Genomic DNA, 12214 nt, shown 5'->3' on the forward strand with positions numbered 1-12214 from the left:
TTTTTAGGTGTGTGTAATTATTTTCTTTTTAATTCGTAAACATCTTTACGTCTGTCTTTTAGGTTTCTAACACTACCGTGTTGATTCAGTTCTTTTAATAGGCTTAAATCTACATCAGCAATTAAAATCATTTCGGTGTTAGGAGTGGCTTCTGCTTTAATACCGTTGCTTGGAAAGGCAAAATCACAAGGTGTAAATACCATAGATTGCGCGTACTGAATGTCCATGTTCTCTACATTAGGTAAGTTTCCTACACTTCCTGCAATAGCCACATAACATTCGTTTTCTATAGCTCTAGCTTGAGCACAATGTCTTACTCTAGAATAGCCGTTTTGGGTATCGGTTAAGAAAGGAACAAATAAAATGTCCATGCCATCATCTGCTAAAATTCTGCTTAGTTCTGGGAACTCAGAATCGTAACAAATTAAAATTCCAATTTTTCCACAATCGGTATCAAAGGTTTGCAGTTTGTTTCCTCCTTGCATTCCCCATACTTTTTCTTCATCTGGAGTAACGTGTATTTTTTCGTAACGTTCTATAGAACCATCACGTTTGCATAAGTATCCTACATTGTACAATTTTTCATCTCTAATTTCAGGCATACTCCCTGTAATGATGTTGATATTGTAAGAAATAGATAATTCAGAAAATTTCTGAACAATTTCTTTAGTGTGTTTGGCCAATTCTCTAATAGCTTGGGCAACCGGTAAATGGTTGTTACCTGCCATTAAAGGAGCGTTAAAAAATTCAGGAAACAAAGCAAAATCAGAACGATAACCAGAAACAGCATCTACAAAATACTCGGCTTGTTTCATCATGTCTTTTAAACTATCATAGGGTCTCATTTGCCATTGAATCAATCCTATTCTGACAACTTCTTTGTTTTGTGTGGCAATTTTTTTAGGTTTCTGATAGTAAATATTATCCCATTCTAATAGCACAGCAAAATCATTAGATCCAGTGTCTCCTTCTAAATAACCTTTGATAATTTTTGAAGGATGAAAATCATTAGAAATCTGAAAATTTAAAACAGGGTCGTGAATTTCTTTTAGTTTTACCTTCTCTATATAAGCTTTAGGGCTTAATTTATCTGCATATTTATGATAGTTTGGAATTCTACCTCCAAAGGCAATTCCCTTTAGGTTTAAATTTTCACACAGTTCTTTTCTATAATCATACAATCTTCTTCCCAAACGCAAACCTCTAAATTCAGGTCTAATAAAAACCTCAATACCATATAACATATCACCTTTGTCGGTGTGTGAGTTAAAGGTGTAATCTTCGGTAATTTCACTATAAGTATGGTCGTCAGAAAAAGTTTCGTAATCCACAATAATAGACAAAGCACAACCTGCTATATGTCCATTTACTTTAATAACAACTTGCCCTTCCTTAAATTTGTGAATCAACGTTTTTATATGATGCTCATCCCAATAAGAGTTTTCCAAATCATGATATACCTCTATCATGGCTTGTTTTAATTCTTGATAATCATTAATATCAAGATATTTTAATTCAATTGTATCTATTTCTTTAATATCCATTTGTGTAAATTATAATTCTGTAGCCTTTAGGTAGCTAACTAGAATTTCTGAATTAAATGTAATTAATTTTTTGATGATTTTGCGATGAAAAATTAAAATAGATAAATACTTATAGCAAGGTTAAAATAATTCGGCATTAATTTTGATAGGAGGATTGCTTGCTTCTACCAAATACTTTACTTACCTTAGTTTAATCGGTGAAAAGAACAAACCAACTAGATGTTAAAACAAAGCTTAAATTTAAAATTATCTCAAAAATTATCTCCTCAACAAATTCAGTTGATGAAAATGATTCAATTGCCTACACAAGCATTTGAACAGCGATTGAAACAAGAGATTGAAGAAAATCCTGCTTTAGAGTCTGGAAAAGAACAAGAAGATACTTTTGATGAGAATTATGAAGAGGACTATGGAGATGAAGGAAACGAATCTATTGCTGCAGATGACATCAATATTGATGAATATTTAAGTGATGATGACATTCCTAGTTATAAATTACAAGCCAATAACTATTCTGCAGATGATGAGGATAGAGATGTTCCCTATGCAGGGGGCTTAAGTTTTCATCAATCCTTAATCAACCAATTAAATACATTTACCCTAACCGATGAAGAGTTTGCTATTGCTGAATTCTTAGTGGGGAGTATTAATGATAACGGATATTTACGAAGAGAAACACTAGATATAGTTGATGATTTAGCTTTTACTCAAAATATTTTTACAGAAGAAAGTAAGGTAGAAGATGTGCTTTACAATGTGGTACAAAAATTAGATCCTATAGGAGTAGGAGCTAGGGACTTAAAAGAGTGTTTGATCATTCAGTTAGAAGGAAAAAGACCTACAAAATCGGTAGAATTGGCCATTCAAATGCTAGATCAGTCTTTTGATGCGTTTGTAAAAAAACATTATGCCAAATTATTAACAAAGTTTGAGGTTACAGAGGATGAGCTTAAATTGGCGATTAAAGAAATAGAAAAATTAAACCCTAAGCCAGGAAGCTCTATTGTAGGGAATTCTAAAATTGTAGAACAAATTGTTCCAGATTTTACCCTAAGAGTAGCCGATGGTGAAATAGAGTTGTTACTGAATTCTAGAAATGCTCCAGAATTACACGTGTCTAGGGAGTACAACAATATGTTAAAAGGTTATCAAGAAGCCAAAACAAAAACCAAATCTCAGAAAGATGCCGTTTTGTTTATCAAGCAAAAATTAGATTCTGCCAAATGGTTTATTGATGCCATTAAACAAAGACAACAAACCTTAATGGTAACCATGAGCTGTATTATTGATATTCAGCGTGAATACTTATTAACAGGTGATGAAAGCAAGTTAAAGCCCATGATTTTAAAAGATGTGGCCGAAAAAATAAATATGGATATTTCTACGGTTTCTCGTGTAGCCAATAGTAAATATTGTGCAACTCCTTATGGAACCAAATTGGTGAAAGAATTTTTCTCAGAATCTATGAAAAATGATCAAGGAGAAGATGTTTCTACCAGAGAAATAAAGAGTATTTTAAAAACAGTATTAGCAGAAGAAGACAAAAAGAAACCTTTAACAGATGATAAATTATCTGCGCTTCTAAAAGAAAAAGGTTATTTAATTGCGCGTAGAACGGTTGCAAAATATAGAGAACAATTGGATATTCCAGTTGCTAGATTAAGAAAAGAAATATAAGGATGATTAAATTATACAAAGCAATTTCTGTACTACTTCATCCTGTTTTTTTACCGTCTATTGGGGCTGGTATTTATTTATCAGTTTTGCCTTTGCCACTGTCTCCCGCTCAAAAATATTTGGTATTTTTTATAGTATTAGGGAGTACGCTTATAGTGCCTTTGTTAACCTTGTTTTTATTAAGAGTATTAGGTTCGGTAAAAACCAATCAAGCAGAAACCATACAAGAAAGAAAAATTCCCGTTGTTTTAATGATTGTAAATTACTTGTTTTTAGGTCGAGTATTGCAAGATCTTTGGCAACTAAGAGAGTTGACGATTTTAGCCTATGCTACTGCAGCAGGCCTAGTAGTTACAAGTTTAATGTTTTATACCAAAACAAAAATTAGCTTGCACATGTTAGGTATGGCAGGTATGTTAGGTTTTACTTTAGTCTATGGTGCTAATTACGGCTATGCAAATAAAACAATTGCTTTGTTAGTGGCTTTGTTGGGTTGCTTAGCAACTGCTAGATTGCAATTAAAAGCGCACAATGTAAAAGAGATTGTGTGGGGAGTTTCTTTAGGGTTAATAATTCCTTTAGTTTTAGCCTTTGTTCTATAAAATATAGAACATCACTCCAATTTTTAATTGATTGAAGCTTAGTTTTTTGTTGTCAGTAGTTCTAATGCTATCTTTAAAAGGAGATTTTAAATAATACTTTAGGTGAAAATTCCAGGTTCCAAAACCAATAGAGCTGTAAACAGTGTAGTTTATTTGGTTTAAGGCTTCTAGGTCGGTATAGGTAAAGGTAGCGCTCCCTGTGTCAAATTCAGTTTTACTACTTAGGTTGTAAACAACAGATCCTCCAGTATAGAATCTCCAAAAACTATCGTTGGTAGCTGTTGAGGTTCTCCATCTAAATTCTAAGGGGATTTCTAAGTTGTGAGATTGATATTTGTAGCTACTAAAAGTATCGCTAATGGCATATTCAAAATCAGTACCATTAGGAGTAACAGTAATGTTAGGTCTTAAAATATCGTAACTATAGCCAATTCCTAGTCCCAAACCTATGTTTCGTTGTTTGTTTAAAGGCATGTCTTTTATAAAACCTGCCTCAAAACTATAAGGAACACCATTGTTGTTAATTCCATTATTATAGGTAATCAAACTATTGTACTGAATTCCTACATACAACTGATCTTCATAATATTTTTCATCGGCATATAAGGTTGCTTGAGACATCAAGACCAAAGGTGCTAGTAAAAACAATAGGAAAGATAAAAATTTCATTTAACGATTTGTTGGCTTAAATTTTAAAGGCAAATGCACTACTTTTTTAGTTTCAAAAAAGTCTTCTTCAAAATAAGTAGGCAAATCAAACAAGGTAATACTTGCAAATTCTTTTAACTCTTCTGTTAAATCACCTCCTTTTAAATACAAAATACCGTTTTTAAGTGCGTGATTTTGTTTTTTAGCACATTTCTTTTTTACCCATTTTACAAAATCGGGCATAGCAGTTACGGCTCTACTTACTACAAAATCAAATTCCCCTTTCACTTTTTCTGCACGCATATGTTCGGCAGTTAAGTTGGTTAGTCCAATTCCTTCTGCAACACCATTTACAACTTTAATTTTTTTACCAATAGAGTCTACTAGTAAAAATTCAGTTTCTGGAAATAAAATAGCCAAAGGAATTCCTGGGAATCCACCTCCGGTACCTACATCTAAGATTCTAGAACCTGGTTTAAAGGGTTGAACTTTAGCAATTCCTAAAGAGTGCAATACGTGTCTTATGTATAGCTCATCTATATCTTTTCTAGAAATTACGTTTATTTGAGCATTCCACTCTTTATATAAACTTTCTAGTTGGGTAAATTGAGCTATTTGCTTTTCCGTTAAATCAGGAAAATATTTTAAAATAATGTCTACTGTAATCATACAAGGCAAAAGTAATTCATTTCGCTCTAAAATAGATTAGGAATCTTACTATTTGATAAAATGTTCCTTACATATGTAAGAAAAGCGTTTAAATCTTAAATTTCTTGTACGAATATTAAAATAATGTGAATAAAAAATGGTTATTTTTGTAGACTGAATATATCATTGAATGCAACAAGTAAGTTTTTCTAAAGATCAAAATAAGTTGTTCTTTAAAACTCTAAATCAAAGAGTTAATAAATACTTTAAGGACAACAACCTTAAACGTACCGGGAATGGATTGCTATATACCAAAGCAATTTTAATGTTCTCGTTACTATTTGTTCCTTATTTTTTATTAATGCTAGTTCCTATGGGAACCGCTTTGCAAATAACCATGTGTGTGATCATGGGCTTGGGAATGGCTGGAGTGGGAATGAATGTGATGCACGATAGCAATCACGGTTCTTTTTCTAGCAAATGGTGGGTCAATCAACTTTTAGGAAATAGTATTTACATTTTAGCAGGAAACGTGTACAATTGGAAAGTACAACACAACCTATTACACCATACCTATACAAATATTGAAGGTTTAGATGAGGATATTGATATACAAGGAGTGATTAGATTGTCTAAGCATGAAAAATGGAAACCTTTTCACAAATATCAAAAAGTATATGCTTTTTTTCTATACGGATTGTTAACCATTCAATGGGCATTGGTGGTAGATTTTAGACAAACGCCTAAATACATCAAACATGGTTTAAGTGCGGAGGGAGAATTAAATCCTAAGAAAGAATGGGCTTTGTTAATTATGACCAAAGTAGTGTATTACCTATTCTGGTTAGTGTTACCAATGTTAGTATTGCCAATTACTTGGTATGCTTGGTTAATTGGATTTTTTATCATGCATTATGTTGCTGGTTTTATTCTAAGTGTGGTATTTCAATTGGCTCACATTACAGATTCTGTAGAAGTAATATCACCAGAAGAATTAGAAAAAGAAGAAAGAAGTTGGGCAGCGCATCAATTGTTAGAAACAGCCAACTTTGCTACTAAAAATAATTTTGTGTCTTTCTTTTTAGGAGGATTAAACTTTCAAATAGAACATCATATTTTTCCAACCATCTCACATGTACATTACAAAGATTTGGCAAAAATAGTAAAGAAAACAGCGAAAGATTTTCAGTTACCATATCACGAATATGAAACCATGAAAGATGCCTTGGCTGCACATATCAAGCAATTGATTATTTTAGGAAAACAACCCCAGTTGGGATAACAACTATATATTTACAATTAAAATGGAACAACATTTATCAGACAGAATTACTGGTTTACCAGCATCGGCTACTTTAGCAATGGCGGCAAAAGCAAGAGAGTTAAAAGCAGCAGGAAAAGATATTATTAGTTTAAGTTTAGGTGAGCCAGACTTTAATACTCCTGAGTATATTAAAGATGCAGCAATTCAAGCAATTAACGATAATTATAATTCTTATAGCCCTGTAGATGGTTATGTAGATTTAAAAGAAGCGATTTCTTTAAAATTTAAGAGAGATAATAACTTAGAATACAAGCCAAGTCAAATTGTTGTTTCTACGGGAGCTAAACAATCTTTAGCAAATATTACACAAGTATTATTAAATCCAGGAGATGAGGTTTTATTACCTGCACCATACTGGGTATCTTATTCTGCATTAGGAATTTTAGGAGGAGCTACTTACAAAGAAATTCCATCTACGATTGATACAGATTTTAAAATTACACCAGCACAATTAGAGGCTGCAATTACACCTAAAACCAAATTAGTTTTCTTTAACTCTCCAAACAACCCAAGTGGAACGGTATATACAGAGGAAGACTACAAAGGATTAGCGGCAGTTTTAGAAAAGCACCCAAATATTTTTATCATTTCTGATGAAATTTATGAGCACATTAACTACGGTACTCCAAACTTTAGTATTGCTTGTATTCCATCTATGTATGACAGAACCATTACCGTAAACGGATTGGCAAAAGCCTTTGCAATGACAGGATGGAGAATTGGTTATATAGGTGCTCCTGAGTGGATTGCAAAAGCTTGTACTAAAATGCAAGGACAAATTACTTCGGGAACGAACTGTATAGCTCAAAGAGCTGCAATTACTGCATTAACAGAGCCTGTTTCTAAAATTCAATACATGGTAGATGAGTTTGAGAAACGTAGAAACATGATGTTAGAATTGTTAGGAGAAATTGAAGGATTTAAGTTAAACGTTCCTAAAGGAGCTTTCTATATTTTCCCTGATGTATCTGCTTTCTTTGGAAAAACATTCAAAGGAAAAACAATTGAAACGGCTGCAGATTTTTCTATGTTATTATTAGAAGAAGCTAACGTAGCAACTGTGTCTGGTGAATCTTTTGGAGCACCAACATGTATCCGTATTTCTTACGCAGCTTCTGAAGCTCAATTAAGAGAAGCGGTAAAAAGAATTAAAGAGGTATTGTCTTAGTACAAATCACTATATAAAATAATAAAGCCTGCTTTTGTAAAAAAGCAGGCTTTATTATTTTATGTTTTTAAGTAATGTACTCTTTAGAAGTGAACATCAAACTGTACCCTAAATTGCAAACCTTCAGAAGCTCCAGCAACAGTAGTATAACTTAGGTCTGTTTGTACTTTTAAAGCATGTCCTACAATGTATTTTGAGACACCAACAGTATATTGCTCTGTGGTGTTTCCTACACCTTTATAGTCTATTTGTGTGTATCTAGTAGCTATTTCATAGTTGTTTGCAAATAAATAACCCGTTGCTAAATTATACCCTTTTCCTTCTTTAGGTGGGTTTTCTCCTAGGGTAGCATCATCGGCATTTCTATAGGCAAATTCTCCCATAGCAGAATAACCCTTGTGTTTGTACATAAAATCTACAAAGCTTGTGTTTATGTCTGTGGTAGCAAAAATATGATCCTCACCACTATCTTCAGGGTTTTCAACATAAATTACACTACCTTGACTACCTTTTTGTCTAGAGGCTCTGTCATTATGGTTATAAGTAGCACCTACAGATAATTTTGGGCTTGTTTCTCTTTTTAAATCTCCACCTTTATAATCTCCTTTTGATGAAAAAGCTCCAAAGGGTAACAATTCAATTCTACTAGTGTATTGTTGTCCTCCAACATTTCCTGTAGTAATATTTCTTCCTTCTCCTTGGCTAATGGCAAAAATTTCTCTAATAATAAAGTGTTTACCAATTGTGTGATGATTCCTTAATTGAAATCCCATATCTCTATCTAACGTAAACTCTTTGTTAAGCAAAGATCTGTCTACCAACTGCAAGTTTGCAGAAGAAACAACACGTTCTCTGTTTCCGGGTAATTTAGTTTGTCCAGCCCATAACTCTAAGTTTTTATAGAAATTCCATTTTAAAACGGCATCTAAAATTAGTTTGGGACCTAGTTTTGTATATTCATTTGCAGAACCGGTATCGTTATTAGACATACCAATCTCAATTTTGTATTTAAGTTTTGGATCTAATACAAAACCATCAAACTTTAAACGATATCTTCTTACTTTGGTGTCTGTTTGAAGGTTGTTTCCGCTAAAATTAAAGTTGTTGTTTCCATCTGCATCTAAACCTATAGAGGTAAGGTATTGCATACGAAGTCCGAATTTCATACTCCAAGTACTATCTTTGGCAACGGTATTTATAATTCCTTTACCAAAGGTATCACGACTTATTTTTTGGGCACTTAAGTTTGCGATTGATATAACAAGAATGAAGAGGGTAATTTTTTTTGCTTTCGCCATAATCAAATAATATGAAGGTGCAAAAGTAAGTTAGATTTATGTTAAGGAGTGTTAATTTAATGTTAACAAAGAAAGAGGTGAAGCTAGGGAGTACGCTTTTGTAATAATTAATAGGTGTTGAATTTATTAGAATTCAAATAAATTTTACTTGTTAGGAGATTGTTAATCAGAAACTTCAATGTTAATTTAATGTTAATAAAAAAGCCTTCTTAATCTTAATTAAGAAGGCTTTTTATAAAATAGGTTTGTTTGGTTATCTTTTAACGTTCGATTGAATTTCATCAATAGATTCAGATAAATTAATTAAGGCCATAATTAAATCCTTAGACTCCATAATAATACCAAAGTGTAGTGTACTGTTCTTTGGACTTGTTTCTATGGTTCTAATTCGGTCAATTTGTTTTCCTAAAGATTCAGAAACATTTTCTAATAAAGCTTGTTTCTTTTCTATAATAACAGAGATTTTACTAAAATCTTGATCTTGCAATACTTCTGTAATTTCTGTTAAAACAGTGTTTAAACCTTTCATAATAGCTCTTAAATCACTGATTTGCTCTTTGTTTAAAGACTTGTGATTGTTGTTTACGTGCTTGTAACTAATCTTAGAAATATAGTTGATAGATTGAGAGATATCTTCTAAATATCCTAATACTGAAATGTAGAATTTACTAGCTTCAACAGATCCTTTTTCAAGAGATTTAATAAAGTAGAAAACATCGTTTCTTAATTGTTCAATTTCTTGATTCAATTTGGTTACGTGCTTGTCGTTTTTCTTAAGCTTGTCTAAGTTTTGATCCGCTAAGTTATTTACTACGTTAGAGTATAGTTTTTGTACTCTCCCTAATACCTGAATAATGTGTTCAGAACTTTCGTTAATCACTCCATTAATGGTATCTATAGTTTCTTTTTTAATCGCTTTTTTAGCTTCTTTTTCTTTTTCTTTTTGTGAGTGCTTAATGTAGTTTCTTCCAATTAAGAAAAGAACAGTTAATAGTAAAACAGCAATCATTAAAGAACCTCCTAAGTTGATTAAGAACGCAACAATAGCAGAAAAAGTAAAGGCAACTAGTGCTGTTAAAAACCAACCACCAATTACACTTAATACTCCTGCAATTCTGTATACAGCACTTTCTCTACCCCAGGCTCTATCCGCTAAAGAGGTACCCATAGCAACCATAAAAGTTACGTAAGTGGTAGATAAAGGTAATTTTAAAGAAGTACCTATAGAGATTAAAATACCAGCGACTACTAAGTTGATAGAAGCTCTAATCATATCAAAGGCAGGAGCTTCATAGCTCTTGTTTTTTGAAATAACAATAGAAGGTCTTTCAAATCTTGTATCTATGTATTTTCTTGTTTTTTGAGGGATAAAGAAGTTCAATCCAGAGTTGATCAACATACCAAATCTAACAATACCTCTAGAGGCTGGGTTCGGCTCAAATTTTTCATGTCCATCTCCTTGTCTAGATAGGTTAACTCCTGTTTCAATAACAGTTTTCGCTTTTTTAGAAAACCATAAGGTAACCACCATAATACTTCCAGCTAAAATTAGCAACATAGGGCTAGAAGGTACTTTGTCTGCTAAAATTCCCATTGAGAATTCATTGGCAGCAACACCAGAAGCAGACCATGCTTGGAAAGAGTTCCAGGCTGCAATAGGTACACCTACAAAGTTTACCAAGTCGTTTCCAGAGAAAGCCATGGCTAAAGAAAAAGTTCCAATTCCAATAATCACTTTTAAAATATCAATTTTAAAAACACTAATTAGGAATTGAGAAATTAAAGTCCAACCTAAAAATCCTAGAGCCAAAATGTTTAAAGTTTGCCCTTCTATTAAATGTTTTGCATTGGTGTAATAAGGAGTTCCTTTCATTCCTTTAACAAAAATGAAATAAGTGATAGCTGTAATAGCTAAACCTCCAAAGATTGCGTTTATATAAGATTTTTTATCGTTTAAGTTAAAAGAATAAACAACTCTAGATACAAACTGAACCAGTGCTCCTACGGTAAAGGAAATGGCTACAGAGAGCAGAATTCCAAAAATAATAAGTAAGGCTTTTTCATGGTTGATGTATTCCCAAATATCAGCTATAGTTTTAGTGTCATCAGCAGATATTTTAATCAATGCCATGGCAACTGCGGCTCCTAACAATTCAAATACAATAGAAACGGTTGTAGATGTGGGCATTCCCAAGGTGTTAAAGATATCGAGCAGTAGTATGTCTGTAATCATTACAGCCATAAAAATGTACATAATTTCATTAAAATAGAACTGACTAGGAACAAAAATCCCTTTCCTAGCAACTTCCATCATACCGCTAGAAGTAACCGCTCCAACAAGTACTCCAATACTTGCAATAATCATTATTTTTTTTGGAGTAATTGCTTTAGATCCAATGGCTGAATTTAAAAAGTTGACAGCATCATTACTAACACCTACAACTAAATCTATTGTGGCTAGAACAGCCAAAGCAATAATCATTAAAAAATACATATCTTCCATGGGGAAAAATTAAATTAGGGCTCAAAACTACTAAAAAAAAATAAGCTTAAATGTTAACTAAATGTTATGAAATATACTCTAATTTTAGTGTAAATCACGGGCTTATAGTTTCTTTTTCTGTGGAGTAACTACAAAATCTTTTAAATAAAAAGGTTCAAAGTAGGCGGTGTCTTCAAATACTTGATTTTGAAACTGTTCCTCTGCCAATTTTGCCATTTCGTTGGCTGATGGAAATTTATCTGCAATAAAATGAGCATTGCTGTGGGTAATAAGAGTTTTGCATTTTTCAGCTCCATCTCCTAAAAAGTAGGTAGGTTGGTTTTCTAGTAGATCTTGAAAAGAATGCTCATCAATAATTTCAGCTTCAATAGCTCTTGTAAGTTCGTAGTTAGCAGTAAAAATAGCACTGTAAACTTCTAATCTTCTTGCATCAATCATAGGAACAATCAATCCTTTTGTAATCTGATGGGTTGTTGCCAAAGCGGTTAAGGTATCAACAGCAATTAAGGGAATAGCAGCAGCATAAGCTAAACCTTTGGCTGCAGATACTCCAATTCTTAATCCTGTGTAAGAGCCTGGACCTTTTCCTACGGCAATGGCATCTAAATCGGTTATTTTTAGTTGTTGCTCTTTTAGGAGTTCTTCTATAAAAACATGAAGCTTTTCTGCGTGAGAATAATCTCCATTGTTTGCTTCTTTTAATGCAATACATACACCATTTTTAGAAAGCCCTACAGAACAGTTTTTGGTAGATGTTTCTATGTTTAAGATCAATGCCATACAACTAAGTTTTGTGGCAAAT

Annotated in this window: 10 protein-coding genes; 4 read left to right on the forward strand and 6 right to left on the reverse strand. The window is 32.7% G+C overall.

Features of this window, described 5'->3' with window-relative positions:
* Positions 1-17: 17 nt before the first annotated feature.
* Positions 18-1544, reverse strand: coding sequence for a bifunctional GNAT family N-acetyltransferase/carbon-nitrogen hydrolase family protein (locus GGR97_RS01750; RefSeq protein WP_167896695.1), 1527 nt, complete (start codon positions 1542-1544; stop codon positions 18-20).
* 219 nt (positions 1545-1763) lie between these two features.
* Between GGR97_RS01750 and rpoN the strand changes: the two genes are divergently transcribed.
* The gene (gene rpoN, locus GGR97_RS01755; protein WP_167896696.1) at positions 1764-3221 is read left to right on the forward strand and encodes an RNA polymerase factor sigma-54; all 1458 of its coding nucleotides are present in this window, start codon (positions 1764-1766) and stop codon (positions 3219-3221) included.
* A gap of 2 nt (positions 3222-3223) precedes the next feature.
* Positions 3224-3823 carry a hypothetical protein gene (locus GGR97_RS01760; RefSeq protein WP_167896697.1) on the forward strand — a complete coding sequence of 200 codons (600 nt, stop codon included), beginning with the start codon at positions 3224-3226 and terminating at the stop codon, positions 3821-3823.
* On the opposite strand, the gene GGR97_RS01765 is transcribed toward GGR97_RS01760, so the two are convergent.
* Positions 3818-4492 (reverse strand): porin family protein, encoded by a 675-nt coding sequence (locus GGR97_RS01765; protein WP_167896698.1) that lies wholly within the window; start codon positions 4490-4492, stop codon positions 3818-3820. The genes GGR97_RS01760 and GGR97_RS01765 overlap by 6 nt on opposite strands.
* Positions 4493-5140 carry a 16S rRNA (guanine(527)-N(7))-methyltransferase RsmG gene (gene rsmG, locus GGR97_RS01770; protein ID WP_167896699.1) on the reverse strand — a complete coding sequence of 216 codons (648 nt, stop codon included), beginning with the start codon at positions 5138-5140 and terminating at the stop codon, positions 4493-4495. It lies immediately after the preceding gene.
* 169 nt (positions 5141-5309) lie between these two features.
* Here rsmG and GGR97_RS01775 point away from each other — a divergent pair, with 169 nt between their 5' ends.
* Both GGR97_RS01775 and GGR97_RS01780 read left to right on the forward strand, forming a co-directional pair.
* Complete coding sequence (locus GGR97_RS01775) at positions 5310-6401, forward strand: fatty acid desaturase family protein (protein WP_167896700.1); 1092 nt, start codon at positions 5310-5312, stop codon at positions 6399-6401.
* 22 nt (positions 6402-6423) lie between these two features.
* Complete coding sequence (locus tag GGR97_RS01780) at positions 6424-7611, forward strand: pyridoxal phosphate-dependent aminotransferase (RefSeq protein ID WP_209272300.1); 1188 nt, start codon at positions 6424-6426, stop codon at positions 7609-7611.
* 83 nt (positions 7612-7694) lie between these two features.
* Here the strand turns inward: GGR97_RS01780 and GGR97_RS01785 are convergent, their stop codons facing one another.
* The 3 genes from GGR97_RS01785 to tsaB all read right to left on the reverse strand — a co-directional run bounded on the left by GGR97_RS01785 (position 7695) and on the right by tsaB (position 12192).
* Positions 7695-8909 (reverse strand): porin, encoded by a 1215-nt coding sequence (locus GGR97_RS01785; protein WP_167896701.1) that lies wholly within the window; start codon positions 8907-8909, stop codon positions 7695-7697.
* A gap of 253 nt (positions 8910-9162) precedes the next feature.
* Entirely contained in the window at positions 9163-11412 is a 2250-nt protein-coding gene (locus GGR97_RS01790) for an inorganic phosphate transporter (protein WP_167896702.1), read from the reverse strand.
* A 102-nt stretch (positions 11413-11514) separates the two neighbouring features.
* On the reverse strand, positions 11515-12192 hold the full coding sequence (tsaB, locus tag GGR97_RS01795; RefSeq protein ID WP_167896703.1) for a tRNA (adenosine(37)-N6)-threonylcarbamoyltransferase complex dimerization subunit type 1 TsaB: 678 nt from the start codon (positions 12190-12192) through the stop codon (positions 11515-11517).
* Positions 12193-12214 lie beyond the last annotated feature (22 nt).

Source organism: Wenyingzhuangia aestuarii, from assembly GCF_011927765.1.
GTDB lineage: Bacteria > Bacteroidota > Bacteroidia > Flavobacteriales > Flavobacteriaceae > Wenyingzhuangia > Wenyingzhuangia aestuarii.